Source organism: Sphaerochaeta sp., from assembly GCF_050256055.1.
Lineage (GTDB): Bacteria > Spirochaetota > Spirochaetia > Sphaerochaetales > Sphaerochaetaceae > Sphaerochaeta.
Window position 1 is genome coordinate 1 of sequence record NZ_JBFWIJ010000030.1, and the last position, 18,738, is coordinate 18,738.

Genomic DNA, 18,738 nt, shown 5'->3' on the forward strand with positions numbered 1-18,738 from the left:
CCGCTTATTTGGTGGAAGGGAAGCGGACCAACCGTTTCTTCAAGGGTTTCTTGTTCTCGGTGAAATAGTTGAGCACCATGACCAGGATCAATACACCGCCCCAGATGAGAGATATGTAATAACTGCTGATGGTGGGGAACCGGTTGAGTCCGGTCTCGAGCAAGCGGAGCAGGATGATTGCCAGCACCACTCCGCTGATCCGTCCTTTCCCTCCGATTGGGTTGACGCCGCCCAGAACGACGATCAAGACGCACTGCAGGGTATATACCGAACCATAATCCGCACGAGCGGAATTGTAGTTGGCAAGCATGATCATCCCACCCAATGCTGCACAGATGCCGGAAATTACATAGGTTTCGATCAGCAGACGGTCAGTGCGCAAACCACTGAACTTGGCTACGGTTTCGCTGGTCCCGAGCATATAGATTTTTGTTCCGAACACCGTCTTGGAGATAAGAAACCAGATGAACACCGCCATGACGATGAAAATGACCAATTGTACCGGTATCAAGTCAAAGATACGGTTGTTGATTGTCTGGGCGTAGGATCGGGAGAATTTGCTGATAGCATTCCCGTTGGTCATGGCCAGGCATATGCCGGTGAACAGCTCCCCTGACCCCATGGTTGCAAGAATCGGGGGGATATGAAATTTCGAGACGAGCAGGCCGTTGAAGAATCCGAATCCAGCGCCAAGCAGCATGGCGAGTACGATCACCAATCCGATGGCATAGCCGGGAAGTGCACCGCCCGCTGATGTGAGATTGAGCAGGAGAAAAGCCATGAGAATGGACGTGAGGTTGGCTATCCCGACCACTGACAGGTCGATGCCTCCGGTGATCATGCACAACATGACTCCCAGACTCATCAATCCGAATTCAGGGAATTGTGCAGCCATCGTCTGGAAGTTGATGAGTGTATAAAACTTGTTGAATCGGGTGATTGCCATGAAGAGCATCCAGATGCCGATCATCAGCACCAATCGCCAGACATGCCTGTCACTGCGATACAATGTTCTGAAACGATCTAGCGAGCGCGTATACGTCTGTGTCATCAGGCAGCCTCCTTGAGGTTGGATGCATGCTTCCTCGTCCGGTTCATCAGAATGACTTGATATGCACTGACGCCGGTTCCGATGATGATCAACGCTCCGGTGAATACACTCCGATAGGAAGTGGGAATGCCAAGCAGGATCAATGAATTGCCGACGATGACGATCAAAAGGGTTCCCAGCATGCATCCAAGCAACGTGCCACGACCTCCTGTGATCGCCGTGCCTCCCAAAACGACACCGGCTATGATATTCATTTCCATCCCGAGCATATTGGTCGGGTGGGCTTGTTGCATCATACATACCCGGATGACACCGGCAAGGCTGGAGATCATGCCAACCATGATGTACATGATCACTTTGGTTCTTACGACATTAAACCCGGCTCTGTGTGCGCTTACTTCACTTCCCCCGATCGCATAAATGCCTCTTCCGAACATGGTGTAGCGCAAGAGGAAGAATACAAACAACAAGACGAGTACCAGGGCAATGAACGCAACCGGCATCCTGCTGGTCAGCCCCGAGATGGAATTGCGTGCGGTGAACAGGGAACTGGTGCCCCACTCCCGCATTCCCGGGGGAATGATGGTCAGTTGCCGTGAATTCAAGGCGCCTTGCATGATTCCCTTGAATACACTGGAAGAACCGAGGGTCACAATGAGCGCCGGAAGTCTGAAGTATCCGATGAACAAGCCGTTGAAAGCACCGAGTAATGCGCCTATTGCCAACGCGAGTACGATTGCCAGCCAGACTCCACCTTGGTAGTCGATGTCCAGCAGGAATTTGGTCGTTGCATAGACGCTCAAGGATGCCAATGCGGGGAATGATACATCAATGCCTCCGGAAATGATGACCAGAAACGTCCCGACTGCAAACAATCCGGGGACGATCAACGCCGAAGCGATATCCACAAGGTTGTTTGGAGAGAAGAATTGGCCTGACCGGAATTCGATGAGCAGGCACAATGCAAGGAGTACCAGGAATATATAGGGCTCGTTGCGCCGGGCCAGTTTTTTCAGCAATGCAGGTGTTGTGCTATTCATACCCATTCCCCCTAGAGCATATACGATAGGATTGTTTGCTCGTTTGCAGCTTCTGCCGCCAACTCAGCAACAATTCGTCCTGATTTCATGACGAGAATCCTGGAACAGTTTTCCACTACCTCAGGCAGGTCGTCACTGATGATGATGATTCCCATACCTTGGTTCGCCAGATTTTGGAGAATACCGTGGATGTCATGCTTCGAACCGATATCAACGCCAACGGTAGGCCCATTGAGGATCAATACATCCAGGTTGCAGGCCAGCCATTTTGCCAGTACGATCCGCTGTTGATTTCCACCGGATAACGTCTGGCTTGCATTGTTCGGATTCGGAGTTGCAATGGAGAGGTCGTGGACCCATCGATCGATTTCCTGCTTCCGTTTGTCTTGGTCAATGATGCCAGATCGCTTTGTCAGCTGGTCTATTTCCGAAATGATGATATTGTCGGCGATGCTTTGCGGCAGGAACAAGCCTTCGCTCAAGCGATCTTCCGGTACATACCCGATGTTGTGGTCGATGGCATCCCGGGGACTTTTGATGACCACAGGTTCGCCTTGCAGCAGGAAGGTTCCTTCCTCAATGGGTTTCATGCCGAACAAGGAAAGCGCCAATTCGGTGCGTCCCGAATCCAGCAGTCCGGTGATGCCGATGATCTCACCTCGATGCAAAGCGAAGGAAATATCTGAAAAACTGCCCTTCACCCCGATATGCTTTACGTGAAGTATCGGTTGTTTCGAAACCTGCTTGGCTACAAAACGTCGTGCCTCAAAATCCCTTCCGGTCATATAGTAGGTGAATTTTTTGTCATCCAATTCAGCGGTGGAGCCGGTGGCCACCAATTCACCGCTCCTGAGAATGGTGAAGTTCTCTGAGATTTCAAACACTTCGTTCAGCTTATGGCTGACAAATAGGATGGCAATTCCTTTTTTCTTGAGTTGGAGAATGATATCGAAGAGGTTGCGGACTTCCTTCTTGGTGAGCGCCGTCGTAGGTTCATCCATAATGATGAGTTTGGTATTGAACATCAGGGCCCGGCTGATCGCGACCATCTGTTTTTCGGCGACCGACAATGTCCCTACATAGGCATCCAAGTCGATGCTTACATTGATTTTCGAAAGGGCTTCCTCTGCAATGGTCCGCATGCGTTTCCAGTTGACTATCTTGCGACCTTCGGCAAGTTCACTGTTGAAGGCGAGATTTTCCATGACGGTCAGATTCGGAAATACCGAAAAATCTTGGTAAATGACCTGTATGCCATTATTGATGGCTTCTATCGGGGTTATTTTTTCATATTGCTTTCCGTTGAATTCGATATATCCAGCATCCGGGTTGTATACGCCACTGATGATTTTGATCAAGGTGGATTTGCCGCTTCCATTTTCACCGGCCAAACAATGAATTTCACCGGGATGTATCGTGAACGAAACATCTTTGAGCGCCTGCACTCCTACAAATGATTTATAAATTCCTACGGCTTTGAGTAGGCTCTCTGACATACTACGCTACCCCCTCTTTCAGGTCTTTTCCAAACTCTTTCGGTGTCTCATATAATACAGCCCTGTCGAACACATATTCGGCAGGGCTGAACAGTATGGAATCTACTTAGAACCCGAAATCATACACGTTCTGAGCGTTGATGACGATCCAGCCTTCGCCCTCAAGAACCGTCTTGCTGCCGGCTTTGAATTTCATGTTGGTATAGCCGTTGACACCAAGATCAAGCGGTGCTTCGATCTTCTCACCCTTGAGTACCTTCACCGCAAGCGAAATCATGGCTTTGCCGGCAAGGGCGGGATCCCAGAGGGTAAGGGACTTGACCACGCCACTCTTGAGGAGCTCAGCATTGTCCAACGGCATGCCGGTTCCGGAAGTAAAGGCTTTTCCGATGAGTCCCAATTCTTCAATTGCACGTGCAACACCCGGAGCATCGTAGGAGGAAGTCCCCATGATTCCTTTCAGGTTGGGGTACTTCTTGAACAATTCCTTGGCTACGTTGTAGGCAACATCACCATTGTCATTGGATTCAACACGCTTCTCTGCATCCAGAAGCTGCATCTTGGGATACTTTGCTTTCTGATGCGCTACGCCGGCGTCAGCCCATTCATTATGGGAGCCGTTGGTCAGGGAAGCCACCATGGTGGTGTAGACTCCCTCGTAGTTCATGGCTTCCGCGAGATTGTCCATGATGAATGCACCGTATCCTGCATTGCTGAAAGCCTCGATATCATAATCGACGTTTTCCAGGGCGGCCCCTTCATGGGTGATGACCACAATACCGGCTTTTCGCGCTTGGGCAAGCACCGGTTCCAATGATTCCAGATCTACGGGAACAACACACAATGCATCTACGCCTTGTGCAATCAAGTCCTGGATGAGCTGTGCCTGCAAGGTAGCGTCGATCTGGGGCGTTCCCTTCTGATACACATTCAGTCCGGTTTCCTTGGCGTATTCATCAACACCAGTCTTCATGCGAACGAACCAAGGGTTTGAGGCATCCTTAGGTACCACTACGATCTCATAGCCCTTACTCGTTTCCGTCTGTCCTGCAGCAAACAAAGCCGGTACTACCATAAGTACCACCAATATGAGTGCGAGAATCCTTTTCATCCTGTGTTCCTCCTTTACAGTATGTACCAAAATACTAAACCCGGAGCATTGAGAAGTCAAATACTATAACTAAATAGTTTAGTTGTTTGGATTACTTGGCAAAAAAAATACGATTATTACCACTGAATAGTGAATAAAATTGATAAAATAGCCGAATATATAAATTAATTAATTAAAATTTATTAAACTATTTGACAGGGAATTCTGATCGCAGGTATGCTGTGCATATGGGGATCAAAGAGATTGCCGAGAAGGCAGGCGTATCAAAAACCACAGTCTCACTTGCGTTGAACGGGCATAAGGGAGTCAGTCATGAAACGCGTATGCGTATTCTTTCCCTGGCCCAGGAGATGCAATATCGTGTTCCGGGAGAACGGATAGTCAGTCATCCCAGCCAAGGCTTCATCATGTTCGCACGTTTCAGAAAGCATGGCCTGATACTCAATCAGGATCAGAGCAGCTTCATCATGGATTATATCGACAGCATCAACCAAACAGTCTGCGAAGCCGGCTATACCTTCGAGATTGTGGACTATCAATGCCAATTCGTATCGGCTTGTGTTGGTGCGATCCAGAACCGAAGGCCGAAAGGGGTCATCATACTGGGAACGGAACTTGACGAAGTTGATATCCGTTTGCTGGGAGCCTTGACGATCCCGTATGTGGTGATCGATACCTTTTTTGATCATGTACAATGCGATTTCGTCGATATGGCAAACATCGGTGCGGTGTATCAGCTCATCAGCTATTTGAAGGATAAGGGAAACCAAACGATCGGAATGGTGACCTGTTCTGTGAAATCGGGAAACGTACTGATGCGGGAGCGAGCCTTTCTACTTGCCATGCAGGAATTCGGCATGCATGCCGATGCCGATTCCTTTTTCACCGTTGAACCGGGATTCTCCGGTGCATACAACTCCATGGTTATGCAGGTTACTCCCGGCAGATCCCTGCCGCAGGCTCTCTTCTGCTACAATGATATTGCAGCATACGGAACGATGAAGGCCTTGAAGGAACGTGGTTTGTCCATCCCTATGGATATCTCGCTGATCGGGTTTGACGATCTTGCGATGTCTGCGATGATGGAGCCCCATCTTACTTCGATCAAAGTTCCCAACCATCAATTGGGAAGGAAAGCTGCGCAACTGCTTTTGGAGAAGATTGTTTCCAAACGGACCCATGAACCGGTCAGTATCTTGATCGGGGGGAGTTTGGTGATCCGGGATAGTGTAATGCAAAGGACGTGACAAGGAGGTTTTGGTCATGAGCAAGTATTCAATCATCTTGGGGAATCTGGGAAACACCTGTGATCGGTTTCTCTCATCCGGATATAAGGATGAATTGCCGAAGGAGACCTTGATCCGACAAGCGTCGGAAATAGATGGCGTCGAAGGTGTGGAACTTGTGGGGACTTGGGATGTCTCACGTGAGAATGTGGAACAAGTAGGCGAGATGCTTGCCAAATACGGGCTGAAATGCGTCTCGATCATTCCCGACCATTTCAGCCAGAAACGCTGGGGACGGGGGAGTCTTTCCGCAAAGGACCCTGACATCAGGAAGCAAGCCCTTGAGTATACCTTTGAATGCGTGGAAATGGCCCGTCAGCTTGGATGCAAAACATTGAACATCTGGCCGGGGCAGGATGGGTACGATTACATTTTACAGTCAGACCTCGTCCGTGAACGGGGTTGGCTGAAGGAGAATATTGCAAAGGTTGCTGCTTCTGCACCCGACATCAACTTCGCCTTGGAGTACAAGCCGAAGGAACCAAGGAACTATTGCTTTATGGCCAGGGCATCCGATACGTTGCTGCTGGCAAAGGAAACCGGATTGGAGAATGTCGGTGTCTGCATCGATACCGGCCATGCCTTCGTAGCCGGAGAGAATGTAGCCGAATCAATCGTCATTCTTCAGGAATACGGGCGCAAACTATTTCATATGCATTTCAATGACAACTATGGGGCTTGGGATGATGATATGATCGTCGGATCGGTTCATTTCCCGGTCTATGTGGAGACACTCTTCTGGCTGAAGGAAACCAAGTACGCAGGATGGCTCTCCATGGACCAGTATCCCTACCGTGAAGACGGGCAAGGTGCCTTGCGGGAGAGCGTCGAATTCCTCCAGATGATCGAAAGACGTTTGGATGATGCCGTCATGCAGGAGCTGCGCGCCTTGGTCAGTGCTGGTGATGCGGTGAAGACGCAACGGTGGTTGCGCAAGACTTTCTTCAAATAGAGCGAATCTTCTGAACATCCCGACCGATCAGGATATTCCCTGATTGCTCGGGATGCCTGTCTCCACAACCCTGTATTATCTGCAAGATGGAAGCATGGGGCCTTATTCGGCAGCTTCCGACTTCACCGACGACCACCAAGCGTACCATGACCGATAAACATTTGCTTGAACGGAAAGGACGAAAGCGATAGGGGTATGGGGAAATCCTTATGTTACAGGCCGAATTGCATCGAGCAAAAACGCTTTCCACTCTCGGTTCTGAAAATCTGAGCATAGGTGTGCTTGATCGTCTGGATATCACTCTGATGTTCCTGCAGGTTCACCAGAAAATCACTTTCCACCAGTATCTGATAATCCAGACCCTGGATATCATGATAGGTATGGTGATGTCCGACCAAAAATGCAACCCGATCGATGACGGATTCTGGAAATCCCAGATTGGAAAGTAATTCCCGTGCAATCCGAGGACCTTCCTTTTCCTGCAGATTTCCGCTGGAGCGTCCATCATATTTTTCTTCACAGATTTTTATGCCGATGTCATGCACGATGGCTGCAGCTTCCAAAGTAACCTGCGTAGTCTCATCCAGGGCCTCGAGCAAACCGATGGCTCTGGCATAGCCATGCACCTTGATCAAATGTGCAATTCTGTGTGCATTCGGACCATCATAGGCGATGACATCATCCAGAAGACGGGCAAGCAAGGTATTGTTTTCCATAGAATCCTTCTTGCTGTACTATACAGGAAAAACAAAACGGGGGCACCTTCTGTTGGAAGCCGCCCCCATTCGTTGATTCAGATTGCTCTTGGATCGACATCCTTCGAATAATCGATATCCGGGAAACCGAACCCGTGAATCTGTTCATATTCCGTCTGGACACCGGCCAGATCACCTTCCTTCAGGCTTTCGCCTTCCTTTTGGAGGGCCCATCGGCGCTCGACTTCCTTCTGTACCGATTCCAGCATTTCCCAGTCATCCACCCTGAGTCTTCCCTGCTCATCGGTGAGGATGGGATTGCCGCTGTAGAGATTCGTTGTGAAGAGACGGTAGATCTGCTGGGTGCAGTGCTCATGCAGGTTGCGTTCCTTCATTACCTGATAGAGCAAAGCCATGTACAAGGGAACCACAGGAATGACCGCACTGGCGCGGGTGACCAAGGCCTTGTTCACTGACACGAATGCCCTTCCCCCGATGGTCTTCAGTTTCTGCTCGAGCGTTGCTGCACGCTTCTCCAGGTGCTCCTTCGCCTTGCCGATCGTTCCTTCCCGGTAAACAGGGTAGGTGATCCTCGGCCCAATGTAGGAGTAGGCCACGGTAATGGCATGGTCGGCAAGCAGGTTTTCAGCAAGCAGGAAATCAATCCAAAGACTCCAATCCTCGCCGCCCATGACCTTGACGGTTTCCTCAACCTGCTCGTCCGTTGCAGGTTCGATCACTGCGCTCTTGACCACGTCACTGTCCAGGTCGACCGATAACGCCCCAAAGGGTTGTCCGATCGGCTTGAGCACCGACCGATAGGTCACGTTGGTTTGCGGGTCCGTACGAAGCGGGCTTGCCAAGGAGTATACCACCAGATCGACCTTACCCAATTCCTCTCGGATTCGTTTTGCCGTCTCTTTCTTGATCTCGGTACTGAACGCATCCCCAAAAACGGAACTCGCCTTGCAACCGGCTTTCCGGGCAAGGGCTTCGAACGCCATCGTGTTGTACCAACCCGGAGTGGCCGTCTTGTTTTCGCTCGGTTCCCGTTCAAAGCTTACATTGATCGTGTCAGCTCCGCCGGCAAATGCAGCGACGATTCGGGAGGAAAGCCCGTAGCCGGTTGATCCCCCTAGCACCAGAACCCGTTTGGGCAACGCAAGCGAGGCCGCTTGTGGATAGGAAGCTTCCTTGCTTTCCTGTGCATGGGCTTTCACCCAAGCCACTTGGTCCTCTACATACCTGCGGCATCCCTCGGGGTGGGCGGTAAGGGAAACATTTCTCAGTACCTTCTTCGTAATGATCACAACGAGCCTCTTTATAATTGGTTTTGGTTGCCGACGATGCACATCCAGGAAGCTTCGGCAGCTTTTTGTCCATTGACGGTTATCGTACCGTTCTGCCTGAGCATTGACTGGGACACCCTGGTATTATGGACCTCAATGATTGCCGTGTCACCAGGTCTCACCTGGGCTCGGAATTTGGCCTTCTCAATGGTTGCCAACACAAAGAAAGCACCATGCGGAAGAATTCCTGCCTGACAGAGTCCAGCTCCTCCACATTGGGCCATGGTCTCCACCAGGATTACTCCGGGAACCACCGGATAATCGGGGAAATGGCCCTTGAAGAAGAAATGATCGGCGGTAAATACCCGTTTGGCAACGGTGTGTTTCTCATCCACTTCCAACAGTTCATCAAGAAATAAAAACGGGTCGCGGTGGGGCAGCAGCTCCATCGGAGTTTCGTACGGTTCGTGCATGCTTCCTGTTCCTCCTCTCAGGCGTTTTGGAATGCTTTGAATACGAGCACACCATTGTGCCCGCCAAATCCAAGCGAATTGCTCATGGCATAGCGAATTGTACCTTTCCTTCCTTGGTTCGGTACATAGTCAAGGTCACACTCGCTGTCTGGATTGGTCAGGTTCAGCGTGCAGGGGAAATACTGGTCGCGGATCGCCAACATGCATACGATGGCCTCAACGGCTCCAGCGGCTGCAATCAAATGGCTGGTCATGGACTTGGTGGAAGAGACCTTGAGCTTGTATGCATGGTCACCGAACACCGTCTTGATCGCCTTCGTCTCCATGGAATCGTTGGCTGCGGTACTGGTGCCGTGGGCATTGATGTAATCGACCTCCTCCAGCTTTGCTCCCGCCATTTCCAAGGCTGAGCGCATCGCTCTTGCAGCTCCCTCTCCCGCCGGATCGGGAGCCGTCAGGTGGTAGGCATCACAGGTCATACTGTATCCAACGATTTCCCCGAGAATCTGTGCACCACGGCTTTGTGCATGGGACAGCGACTCAAGGACAAGCATGCCCGAGCCTTCACCCATGACGAATCCGTCCCGTTCCTTGTCAAACGGACGGCTGGCGATCGTCGGCGTATCGTTGTACCGGGTTGCCAGTGCCTGTAGACGGCAGAAACCGGCAACACTGAGTTGGGTGATCGCAGCCTCGGTCCCTCCTGCCAACGCCACGTCGACCAAGCCGAAGCGGATGGCGTTGAATGCATCCCCGATGGCATCGGTACCCGATGCACAGGCGGTCACCGTGGTATGGCACGGTCCCTTGAAGCCGAAGTGGATGGCGATATTGCCGGCCGCCTCGTTGCTGATCAATTTAGGGATGGTCAACGGGGCCACAGCATGCGGGCCGCGGTCATACAGCTTGGCCAGGTTCTCCTCGACCACCTCGAAACCACCGATGCCGTTTCCCATGTAGACTCCGCTGCGATACGGATCGAAGGACCCTGCTTGCAACTTTGCCTGATTCATCGCCTGCACGGCGGCATGAGCGGCGAATTTGGTGAAGTCGGCCATACCCCTGATTTCCTTCCGGTCAAGCAGGTCGGATGGGTCGAAATCCCTGACCTCTCCTGCAATCTTGGCAGGATACTCGGTCGTATCGAATTTGGTGATCGGTCCGATCCCCGACACCCCAGCCTGTATCTTCTCCCAGAACTGTTCCACATTTGTTGCGAGGGGATTCACCGTCCCCATTCCGGTCACTACCACTCGTTCAAGTTCTTTCATAGTACCACCCCGTTTACATTGCCATCCCACCATCGACCGCCAGAACCTGGCCGGTGATGTAGGAAGCCTTCTCTGATGCCAGGAATGCCACTGCCTGGGCAACCTCATCCGCGTCCCCGATGCGTCCAAGGGGAATCTGCTTTGCCAGTTGTTCCTTCAATGCGTCGGAAAGCACTTCGGTCATCGATGTATCGATGAAACCCGGTGCCACAACATTGACCCGCACCGAACGTGAAGCCAACTCACGGGCAAGACTCTTGGAAAATCCGATGATGCCCGCCTTGCTGGCCGCATAGTTGGTCTGCCCACCGTTCCCCATCAATCCAACCACACTGCTGATGTTGATGATCGAACCTTTGCGGGAACCGGCCATCAGACGGGAAAGCCTCCGGCAGGTAAGGAAGACCGAAGTCAGGTTCACGGCGAGTACATCATCCCAGGCATCATCCTTCATGCGCATGATGAGCCCGTCGCGGGTGATGCCTGCGTTGTTCACCAGGACATCCACCGTCTTCGCCTCCGCGATGACCTGTTCCAATGCAGCTTCCACACTGCTTCTGTCGGCCATGTCACACACGATGTGATGCAGGTCCTGCGTGTCTGCCCCCTCACCGCGGCTGCGGGAAAGGTACCAGACCTCATATCCATCGGCGAGCAGGGCTTTGATGATCGCCAACCCGATCCCTCGTGATCCTCCGGTAACCAATGCATGCATGCGTTCACTCATTGTCGTATTTCCTTTCCAAAGGTTTGTATCGCTGTTTCCTGCCCGAGCGCGATGCAGGATATATCCAGTTTGCTGTTTTTGCACAGGCCGCACAGGACGTTTCCGTATCCGACCTCGGCCACCTGTGCACCTGTTTGCTGAGCCAATGCTGCCACTTCTCCCAGGACGGAAGTCCATCGCACCGGCTGTGCCAGCTGTCGTGCAAGATGATCCTTCGCATCCTCGCCATCCTTGATGGGCGAGCCGTCTACGCTGGAAAGCACAAGGCTGGTTGGATCGCAGAAGGAAAGGCTGTCCAAAAAGGCCCTGAAACCGGTGGTCGCTTCCTGCATGAACGGGGTATGGAACGGTCCGGAAACCTTGAGGGGGATCACCCGCCTCGCGCCGGCTTCAGTAAGCAGGTCCTTGGCCTTCAGCATCGATTCAGTGAGCCCGGAAAGCACCACCTGCTGCGGACCATTGTCGTTTGATGCATACAATCCAGGAAGCCGAGCCTCCTCCAGAATGGTGTTGACCGCGGCAAAACCGAGGCCGATGACTGCTGCCATTCCGAGCTCTCCATACCGTTGCTGTGCCTTTCTGGCTTCTTCATCCATGAGTTCCGATCTGCGTTTTACGATGGTAAAAAGCGTCGTATCGTCAAGGATTCCCGCCCCTGCATAGGCACTGAGTTCACCCAAGCTGAATCCGCTGTGTCCGACAAACGTATGCCCGGTTTCCTCCAACCTGATCTGTGCGCTTCGGTTTGCCAAGGTAATGACAAACTGTGAAGCTTGGGTTGGTTTCAAGTCGTCCTCGCTGCCTTCACTCACCAAGGCATAGAGATTTCGGCCGGCAATCTCACCGGCCAACTGGAACAAGTCCCTGACTTTCTTGCTTGCCTGGTACAGATCGGTTGCCATCAGGGGACTTTGGGAACCCTGTCCAGGGTACAGTGCTAGGATTGATGCCATACGAGTAGTGATCCTCCATAGGTAAGTCCGGCTCCGAAGCCCACAAACAGAAGTTTCTGTCCCTCTTTCAGCAACCCCTTTTTCTGCATCTCTGCGAGTGCAAGGGGAATGGATGCCGCCGAGGTGTTGGCATAGTGCTCGATGTTCAGATAGAACGCATCCTCATTGAGCGAGTACCGTTTGGCACAGGCGCTGATGATACGCTTGTTCGCTTGGTGGGGAACGATCCAATCAATATCATCGATCGTCAGATTGTTACGTTGCACAAGCGAAAGAATGGTTTCTCCGATCGACCGGACGGCAAAATTATACACAGCCCTGCCTTCCATGGTGATGCACCGTTGGCCGGGGTCGATGGTCAAGGCTCCCGAACCGGCGCCTTCCGCCTTGAGCAGGGTGTCGAGCAGTCCTTGCTTGCTCGAATCCTGTTCAAGCAGTACGCAACCTGCTCCGTCTCCGAAGAGTACGCAGGTGTTGCGGTCCTTCCAGTTGATCACCGAGGATAGTTTCTCCGCACCGATCACCAAAGCATTGCGCATGCTGTTGCTGAGAATCATGGCCCGGGCCACTTCCAAGGCATAGATGAAGCCGGTGCATCCGGCGCTGACATCGAGGGCGGGACCGGAAGTTCCGAGCCGCTCGGCAAGCAGACAGGCGGTGGAAGGAAAGCCGGGGTAGTCGCTCGTTGCCGTTGCGACTACGATGCCGTCGATCTCGTCCTTGGAGCGGCCGAAGCGGGCAAGCAGATCCTCGACGGCAAACATTGCCAGGTCGCTTGTCGTTTGTTCCTTCTCTGCTATATGTCGTTCTCCGATTCCGGTGTGGCTTCTGATCCACTCGTCACTGGTGTCGACGATGGTGGAAAGTTCTGTGTTGGTGAGCACCTTGGGTGGGGCGTAGGCTCCCACTGCAGTGATCTGTATGGAATGTAGCGGCTTCACAGGCGCTCTCCTTGTGCATAAAACATAATGCCTATAATTATTACAATTTAGAAAATTTTGTCAATATTGACACAAAAAGACCATACTGTTATGATTAAGTCAAGTCTGGATGCACCTTTGAAGCATCTCATCCCCATCTGTATGAGGAACCTACCTATGGATACCATTGACAATTTGGATATTGATCACTTGATTTCCCTCTTTGACGCAAGCACCCTCAGTGAGTTCGAACTCACCTCATCCCGATATACCGTAAAGCTCAAACGCGAAGTGCATGGCGAAGGACGAACCGTCGCCCCAATTGCAGCACCGCAAACGACGAAACGCGTGGAACCGCCGAAGCAGGAGGGTCCTGCAACCGAGGTGATCACAAGCCCCATCGTGGGTACGTTCTACCTTACCCCGGCTCCGGATGCCCCCCCCTACGTGACCGTTGGTACGAAAGTGCATGAAAATGGGGTGCTGTGCACCATCGAGGCCATGAAGCTGATGAATCAACTCGAAGCTGAATATGCCTGTGAAGTGGTTGAGATCCTGGCCAAACCCGAGCAGATGGTGGAATTCGGCCAACCCCTGTTCAAGGTAAAGCGGATATGATCAAATCGATTCTGATCGCCAACCGAGGTGAGGTCGCCGTACGCATTGTACGTGCTTGCAAGGACTTGGGAATCAGAACCGTGGTCGCATACTCGAGTGCAGATGCCCGGACCCAAGCCGTGCGGATGGCCGATGATACCGTGTGTATCGGGCCTGCTCCCTCACAGGAAAGTTATCTGAACAGCAAGAATCTCATCGTTGCCGCCTGCCTGAAACGATGTGACGCCGTCCATCCGGGGGTGGGCTTTCTCAGTGAGAACGCCGCCTTCGCCAAGGCGGTTGAAGAAGCCGGTCTGGTCTTCATCGGACCGAAAAGCGAGACCATCGCTTTGTTGGGAAACAAAGTGGAGGCCCGCAAGGTCGCCCTGAAAGCAGGACTTCCCATCACCCCGGGCAGCAAGGAAGCCATCACGGATCTGGAAGATGCCAAACAGACGGCAGGTCAGATCGGCTATCCGATCATCCTCAAGGCTGCCAGTGGCGGGGGAGGAAGAGGAATGCGCATTGTGCGCAAGGAATCCGACCTGGCTGGGGCACTCGCCCTTGCCCGCAAGGAAGCCCTTCTGTTCTTCGCCGATGATTCGGTGCATATGGAACGGTACCTCGAACAACCCAGACATCTGGAAATCCAATTGCTCAGCGACGGCAAGGGCACGGTGCTCCATCTAGGGGAACGTGATTGCTCGGTACAGAAGAATCATCAGAAATTATTGGAAGAGAGTCCCTCTCCCATCCTCAGTCCCAGCCTCAGGGAAGCAATGTGTGCTGATTCCGTACGCTTGTTCAAGGAATTGGGGTATCGCGGGGCGGGAACGGTGGAATTCCTTGTTGAACAGGATTCCTATTATTTCATGGAAGTCAATGCGAGATTGCAGGTTGAGCATCCGGTCAGCGAGCTGGTCAGCGGCCTGGATTTGGTGCAGGAGCAGATTCGCATCGCCCAAGGGAAACGGCTGGGGTATACACAAGAGGACATCCGCTTTCATGGGTATGCCTTGGAATGTCGCATAAACGGCCTGAGTGCCGGAACGCTTACCAAGTTCGTCATGCCCGGCGGACCGCATGTACGCTTCGATACCTATCTGGAGGAAGGAGCTGTACTCAGTCCCTACTATGATTCCTTGATCGCAAAGATCATCGTCCATGCACCCAACCGGGACCAAGGGTTGGCCATCATGCTGCGCGCTCTCTCGGAGGTCTGCATCGAAGGGGTGAAGACCAACCTGGAAGAGCAGAAGCAATTGATCAAGAGCAGGCCGTTCACCAGCGGACGGTTTGGGACGGACCTGTATGCAAAGGTCTGTGAACAGGAGAAGAAATAACATGGCAGTACTCTGTCCCCAGTGTCAGAAGGAAGTTGAGTTGGATGCATTAGGCATCTGTCCTTCCTGTTCCTACTATTTTCCCCTTACCCCGAAACAACGTATTTCCTTGATCGCCGACCCTTCTTCCTTCGTCGAGATGGCCGGTGAAATGCGTTCGGTCAACCCCATCTCCTTGGAAGGGTATGAGGATAAACTCAAGGAGAATGAGAAGAAATCTTCGCTCAATGATGCGGTGACCATCGGTCGTTGTACGATCGAAGGCGATCCTGTGGTGGTGGGCGTCATGTCCTTTTCCTTCATGGGCGGCAGTATGGGATCGGTGGTGGGGGAGAAGATCACCCAGGCCATGTTGGAGGGAGCCCTTTCCAACCAACCGGTCATCCTGTTTACCGCCAGCGGCGGAGCCAGGATGCAGGAAGGCATCTTCAGTTTGATGCAGATGGCAAAAACCGCCAGTGCTGCAGCATTGCTTGAGGAAACCCACACCCCCTTGTTCCTCGTTTTGACCAATCCTACAACCGGAGGGGTCACCGCTTCCTTCGCCATGCTCGGTGATGTCATTCTTGCCGAGCCGGGTGCGATCATCGGCTTTGCCGGCCCGAGGGTCATTGAGGGAACCATCAAGGAAAAACTTCCCGAGGGGTTCCAACGTTCGGAGTTCCAGATGCAGAAAGGGTTCGTCGACGCCATGGTCGAGCGCTCACAGTTACGGGAAACCCTTTCCTTTTTGATCAAGACCCATTCCAAGAGAGGATTCGAGCATGCATGAAGAACAGAAACCGGACTTGAAGCAATCCCTTGACCATATGGAAACCTTGGCGGAACAGCAAGGCAGCCAGGAGGGTTTGTCCTCTTGGGATTGCGTAGTGCGTTCCCGTCAACAGGGAAGACCGGGGGCGAAAGCCTACATCGACTTGATCTGTGACTCTTTCATGGAATTGCATGGGGACCGCCTCTATGGTGATGACCCGGCCATGATCGGGGGCATCGGCATGGTGGAAGGGAAGGCTATTACCTTCATTGGGAACCGCAAGGGTGCCAATTTCCGGGAAAACGTCCTGTGCAACTATGGGATGAGCAACCCGGAAGGGTATCGCAAAGCCCTGCGCCTGGCAAAACAAGCTGAGAAATTCGGACGACCGATCGTCTGTTTCATTGATACCCCCGGTGCATATCCCGGCCTTGGGGCGGAGGAACGAGGCATCGGGGAAGCCATAGCGCAGAACCTGAAGGTGTTTTCCACCCTCAAGACCCCGATCTTGGTATTCATCATCGGCGAGGGGGGAAGCGGCGGAGCATTGGGAATCGGGGTGGGAGACAAGCTGTACATGCTCGAGCATGCCGTGTATTCGGTCATCACCCCCGAGGGGTTTGCCTCCATTCTGCTCAGGGATCCGAGCAAGGCCAAGGAAGCCGCCGAAGCGATGAAGATGACCGCTCGGCATCTGAAGGAATTCTCGGTCATCCATGACATCATTCCCGACCGCAATGCAGAGGAAACCGCAGCCTTGATGAAGCAGACGATCCTGCGAGATCTGGAAAATCTGTGCAGCAAACCCGCCCAGCACCTGGTCCGCTACCGGATCAAGAAGATCCGAGGCATCGGAGAGGTGTCCGGAGGCAAGGAATGGTGGCAACCGCTGCTGGGAGTATTCTCCAAGACCGAGAGCCTGCGTTAGATGGTAACCGCTTTCTTCTCCAAATCCCTGAGTCCCGGGACGAAGAAGAAAGTGGTCAACAAGGTGGAAAGGGCATCTGAAACAGGTGCTGCCCACAGGATGCCCTCAAGACCGAAGAAATGGGCGAAGATCAGGATGGATGGGATCAGGATGAGGCCCTGCCTCGACAGAGTGAGCGTCAAGGCGATTCTACTCTTGCCGATGGCTTGGAAGAAATTGCCTGCAATGATCTGATACCCTACCAACGGGGTGAGCAGGAACCAGCGCTTGAGCGCGAACGTCCCCAGATTCAACAAATCCGGCTGTCTGTTGAACATCCCCACCAAGGCTGTGGGGAAGAACCGGGTTGCCAGATAACCGATCAACATGACTGCCGTCGCACTGAGAATGCCCAGTTTGGCTGCCTGCTTGACCCGGTCATACTGCTTTGCCCCGAAATTGAAGCTGATCAAGGGCTGGACCCCTTGGTTGATGCCGATGACCGGCATGAAGATCAAGGTCTGCAGACTGTTGACGATTCCCATCGCCGATATTGCCAGATCCCCGCCGTTGAGGATCAGCGTACGGTTGAGGATGATGTTGAGCAGGCTGGAGGTGATCTGCAGGACGAATGCCGGAAGTCCGAGGATCGTGAAGGATTTGATCACCGAAGCTTGCAGATGAATCGTTTTTACCTCCAGCTTGACCCTGCTCCGGTTGCCCAGAAAATAGGAAATCACCCAGATGGTGGAGACACATTGGCTGAGTACCGTGGCAAAGGCCGCTCCGGCCATTCCCCAATTCAAGGCATAGATGAAGATGGGATCGAGTACGATGTTGGTGCCGGCTCCCAGGAGCATGGAAAGCATCGCCACTTTGGGATTCCCGTCCGCCCTGATGAAGTTGTTCATCCCCATGTTGGTAACTTGGAAAATTGAGCCGAAGAAGATGATGCGCATGTAACTGGTTGCATAGGGGAGGACCGTCTCACTGGCTCCGAAGAGCACCAGGATCTTGGAGAGAAAGAGCTGGCCGATGATCATGAAGAGCAACCCGCCGGTGAGCAGCATGAACAGGGCATTGCCCAGTACCTGCTCGGCATCCTCGGTTCGCTTCTGTCCGAGACGGATGGAAAAAAGTGTGGAACCGCCGATGCCGAACAACACGCCCATAGACATGAGAATGATCATGATGGGAAATCCGATGGTAATCCCTGCGATGCCGTTGGCACCTAGGGTAGGGCTGTTGCCGATGTAGATGCGGTCTACGACGTTATAAAGGGCGTTGACCAACATGCCCACGATGGCGGGCACGCTGAAGCGGACCAGAAGTTTGGGGATGGGTTCGATGCCGAGTGGATTGGCATGCTCGAGTGATCTATTCATGGTATTCGGTATACTCCTGCTGTGTATAGTCGATGATATTCTTGATATTGGAATAGAGCTCTGCATATGACTTCTCTCCGAGAAACGTTGCTATGTTTCTGCTCCAATTCTGTATGACCGATATGATATCGTGTTGCAAGACACGAGCATTCTCGGTGAGGTGGATTCGGTTGCACCGTTTGTCCTCAGTATCCTGTTCCCGGTTGACATATCCTTTTTGTTCAAGAACCTTTACTGTTCGGGCGGTGGCCGCCTTGTCGATGTTCAGGGCGGCTGACAAGGCTTCCTGCGTCTGACCTTCCTCTTGGTAGAGGGACATAAGCAAGCCCACCTCTCCGCTGGTGAGGTTGTACGGCTTGAGTTGCGTATTGAGGTAGATCTGGTTTTTCCGGTAAAGGATCGCGATCAAACGACCGAGGCTGGGGATCATGGAAGGGAATATACCGATAAATGGTTGACATGTCAACTGTATGAAATCATCGGTATTT

19 protein-coding genes are annotated in these 18,738 nt (G+C 52.6%); 6 read left to right on the plus strand and 13 right to left on the minus strand.

Annotation, left to right across the window (positions count from 1 at the left end):
- Positions 1–4 precede the first annotated feature (4 nt).
- The 4 genes from AB7C91_RS11325 to AB7C91_RS11340 form a co-directional block, all read right to left on the minus strand.
- Positions 5–1,051 (minus strand): ABC transporter permease, encoded by a 1,047-nt coding sequence (locus AB7C91_RS11325; RefSeq protein ID WP_428591552.1) that lies wholly within the window; start codon positions 1,049–1,051, stop codon positions 5–7.
- Positions 1,051–2,091, minus strand: a complete 1,041-nt coding sequence (locus AB7C91_RS11330; RefSeq protein WP_332445946.1) for an ABC transporter permease — start codon at positions 2,089–2,091, stop codon at positions 1,051–1,053. The genes AB7C91_RS11325 and AB7C91_RS11330 overlap by 1 nt, the downstream gene beginning before the upstream one ends.
- An 11-nt stretch (positions 2,092–2,102) precedes the next feature.
- A complete protein-coding gene (locus AB7C91_RS11335) occupies positions 2,103–3,587 on the minus strand; it encodes a sugar ABC transporter ATP-binding protein (protein WP_428591556.1) in 1,485 nt (494 codons plus the stop codon).
- 106 nt (positions 3,588–3,693) lie between these two features.
- Positions 3,694–4,698, minus strand: coding sequence for an autoinducer 2 ABC transporter substrate-binding protein (locus tag AB7C91_RS11340; protein WP_332445948.1), 1,005 nt, complete (start codon positions 4,696–4,698; stop codon positions 3,694–3,696).
- 227 nt (positions 4,699–4,925) lie between these two features.
- On the opposite strand from AB7C91_RS11340, the gene AB7C91_RS11345 reads away from it, so the two are divergent.
- Together AB7C91_RS11345 and AB7C91_RS11350 are read left to right on the plus strand one after the other, a co-directional pair.
- Complete coding sequence (locus AB7C91_RS11345; RefSeq protein ID WP_332445949.1) at positions 4,926–5,945, plus strand: LacI family DNA-binding transcriptional regulator; 1,020 nt, start codon at positions 4,926–4,928, stop codon at positions 5,943–5,945.
- Between the two features lie 16 nt (positions 5,946–5,961).
- Positions 5,962–6,936 carry a sugar phosphate isomerase/epimerase family protein gene (locus AB7C91_RS11350; RefSeq protein WP_332445950.1) on the plus strand — a complete coding sequence of 325 codons (975 nt, stop codon included), beginning with the start codon at positions 5,962–5,964 and terminating at the stop codon, positions 6,934–6,936.
- Positions 6,937–7,148: 212 nt separating this feature from the next.
- Here the strand turns inward: AB7C91_RS11350 and AB7C91_RS11355 are convergent, their stop codons facing one another.
- The 7 genes from AB7C91_RS11355 to AB7C91_RS11385 all read right to left on the minus strand — a co-directional run bounded on the left by AB7C91_RS11355 (position 7,149) and on the right by AB7C91_RS11385 (position 13,285).
- Entirely contained in the window at positions 7,149–7,652 is a 504-nt protein-coding gene (locus tag AB7C91_RS11355) for an HD domain-containing protein (RefSeq protein ID WP_332445951.1), read from the minus strand.
- A 77-nt stretch (positions 7,653–7,729) separates the two neighbouring features.
- Complete coding sequence (gene fabV, locus AB7C91_RS11360; protein ID WP_332445952.1) at positions 7,730–8,941, minus strand: enoyl-ACP reductase FabV; 1,212 nt, start codon at positions 8,939–8,941, stop codon at positions 7,730–7,732.
- 11 nt (positions 8,942–8,952) lie between these two features.
- Positions 8,953–9,393, minus strand: a complete 441-nt coding sequence (fabZ, locus tag AB7C91_RS11365; RefSeq protein ID WP_332445953.1) for a 3-hydroxyacyl-ACP dehydratase FabZ — start codon at positions 9,391–9,393, stop codon at positions 8,953–8,955.
- A gap of 17 nt (positions 9,394–9,410) precedes the next feature.
- The gene (fabF, locus tag AB7C91_RS11370) at positions 9,411–10,664 is read right to left on the minus strand and encodes a beta-ketoacyl-ACP synthase II (RefSeq protein ID WP_332445954.1); all 1,254 of its coding nucleotides are present in this window, start codon (positions 10,662–10,664) and stop codon (positions 9,411–9,413) included.
- 13 nt (positions 10,665–10,677) lie between these two features.
- Positions 10,678–11,391 (minus strand): 3-oxoacyl-[acyl-carrier-protein] reductase, encoded by a 714-nt coding sequence (gene fabG, locus AB7C91_RS11375; protein WP_332445955.1) that lies wholly within the window; start codon positions 11,389–11,391, stop codon positions 10,678–10,680.
- Positions 11,388–12,344, minus strand: a complete 957-nt coding sequence (locus AB7C91_RS11380) for an ACP S-malonyltransferase (RefSeq protein WP_428591564.1) — start codon at positions 12,342–12,344, stop codon at positions 11,388–11,390. Before AB7C91_RS11380 ends, fabG begins: the two co-directional genes overlap by 4 nt.
- Positions 12,329–13,285 carry a beta-ketoacyl-ACP synthase III gene (locus AB7C91_RS11385; RefSeq protein ID WP_428591567.1) on the minus strand — a complete coding sequence of 319 codons (957 nt, stop codon included), beginning with the start codon at positions 13,283–13,285 and terminating at the stop codon, positions 12,329–12,331. Before AB7C91_RS11385 ends, AB7C91_RS11380 begins: the two co-directional genes overlap by 16 nt.
- A 156-nt stretch (positions 13,286–13,441) precedes the next feature.
- Between AB7C91_RS11385 and accB the strand changes: the two genes are divergently transcribed.
- Genes accB through accA form a run of 4 tightly spaced genes read left to right on the plus strand, consistent with a single transcriptional unit; the run spans position 13,442 to position 16,886 of the window.
- The gene (accB, locus tag AB7C91_RS11390; RefSeq protein ID WP_332445958.1) at positions 13,442–13,882 is read left to right on the plus strand and encodes an acetyl-CoA carboxylase biotin carboxyl carrier protein; all 441 of its coding nucleotides are present in this window, start codon (positions 13,442–13,444) and stop codon (positions 13,880–13,882) included.
- Entirely contained in the window at positions 13,879–15,204 is a 1,326-nt protein-coding gene (locus tag AB7C91_RS11395) for an acetyl-CoA carboxylase biotin carboxylase subunit (RefSeq protein WP_428591570.1), read from the plus strand. The genes accB and AB7C91_RS11395 overlap by 4 nt, the downstream gene beginning before the upstream one ends.
- 1 nt (position 15,205) lies before the next feature.
- Positions 15,206–15,976: an acetyl-CoA carboxylase, carboxyltransferase subunit beta gene (gene accD / locus AB7C91_RS11400; RefSeq protein WP_332445960.1), complete on the plus strand. Its 771-nt coding sequence runs from the start codon at positions 15,206–15,208 to the stop codon at positions 15,974–15,976.
- Positions 15,969–16,886 (plus strand): acetyl-CoA carboxylase carboxyl transferase subunit alpha, encoded by a 918-nt coding sequence (accA, locus tag AB7C91_RS11405; protein ID WP_332445961.1) that lies wholly within the window; start codon positions 15,969–15,971, stop codon positions 16,884–16,886. Before accD ends, accA begins: the two co-directional genes overlap by 8 nt.
- Here accA and AB7C91_RS11410 read toward each other — a convergent pair.
- Positions 16,883–18,250 carry an MATE family efflux transporter gene (locus AB7C91_RS11410; protein WP_332445962.1) on the minus strand — a complete coding sequence of 456 codons (1,368 nt, stop codon included), beginning with the start codon at positions 18,248–18,250 and terminating at the stop codon, positions 16,883–16,885. The genes accA and AB7C91_RS11410 overlap by 4 nt on opposite strands.
- Complete coding sequence (locus tag AB7C91_RS11415; RefSeq protein WP_428591575.1) at positions 18,243–18,680, minus strand: MarR family winged helix-turn-helix transcriptional regulator; 438 nt, start codon at positions 18,678–18,680, stop codon at positions 18,243–18,245. The genes AB7C91_RS11410 and AB7C91_RS11415 overlap by 8 nt, the downstream gene beginning before the upstream one ends.
- Positions 18,681–18,738 lie beyond the last annotated feature (58 nt).

Excerpts from the sequence above, each read along its gene's own strand:
- AB7C91_RS11355 (WP_332445951.1), bottom strand. The coding sequence starts at position 7,652 with ATGGAAAACAATACCTTGCTTGCCCGTCTTCTGGATGATGTCATCGCC.
- fabZ (WP_332445953.1), bottom strand. The coding sequence starts at position 9,393 with ATGCACGAACCGTACGAAACTCCGATGGAGCTGCTGCCCCACCGCGAC.
- accA (WP_332445961.1), top strand. The coding sequence starts at position 15,969 with ATGCATGAAGAACAGAAACCGGACTTGAAGCAATCCCTTGACCATATG.
- AB7C91_RS11395 (WP_428591570.1), top strand. The coding sequence starts at position 13,879 with ATGATCAAATCGATTCTGATCGCCAACCGAGGTGAGGTCGCCGTACGC.
- AB7C91_RS11345 (WP_332445949.1), top strand. The coding sequence starts at position 4,926 with ATGGGGATCAAAGAGATTGCCGAGAAGGCAGGCGTATCAAAAACCACA.
- AB7C91_RS11325 (WP_428591552.1), bottom strand. The coding sequence starts at position 1,051 with ATGACACAGACGTATACGCGCTCGCTAGATCGTTTCAGAACATTGTAT.
- AB7C91_RS11380 (WP_428591564.1), bottom strand. The coding sequence starts at position 12,344 with ATGGCATCAATCCTAGCACTGTACCCTGGACAGGGTTCCCAAAGTCCC.
- AB7C91_RS11350 (WP_332445950.1), top strand. The coding sequence starts at position 5,962 with ATGAGCAAGTATTCAATCATCTTGGGGAATCTGGGAAACACCTGTGAT.
- accB (WP_332445958.1), top strand. The coding sequence starts at position 13,442 with ATGGATACCATTGACAATTTGGATATTGATCACTTGATTTCCCTCTTT.
- AB7C91_RS11330 (WP_332445946.1), bottom strand. The coding sequence starts at position 2,091 with ATGAATAGCACAACACCTGCATTGCTGAAAAAACTGGCCCGGCGCAAC.
- fabG (WP_332445955.1), bottom strand. The coding sequence starts at position 11,391 with ATGAGTGAACGCATGCATGCATTGGTTACCGGAGGATCACGAGGGATC.
- accD (WP_332445960.1), top strand. The coding sequence starts at position 15,206 with ATGGCAGTACTCTGTCCCCAGTGTCAGAAGGAAGTTGAGTTGGATGCA.
- AB7C91_RS11410 (WP_332445962.1), bottom strand. The coding sequence starts at position 18,250 with ATGAATAGATCACTCGAGCATGCCAATCCACTCGGCATCGAACCCATC.
- AB7C91_RS11335 (WP_428591556.1), bottom strand. The coding sequence starts at position 3,587 with ATGTCAGAGAGCCTACTCAAAGCCGTAGGAATTTATAAATCATTTGTA.
- fabF (WP_332445954.1), bottom strand. The coding sequence starts at position 10,664 with ATGAAAGAACTTGAACGAGTGGTAGTGACCGGAATGGGGACGGTGAAT.
- AB7C91_RS11340 (WP_332445948.1), bottom strand. The coding sequence starts at position 4,698 with ATGAAAAGGATTCTCGCACTCATATTGGTGGTACTTATGGTAGTACCG.
- AB7C91_RS11415 (WP_428591575.1), bottom strand. The coding sequence starts at position 18,680 with ATGATCCCCAGCCTCGGTCGTTTGATCGCGATCCTTTACCGGAAAAAC.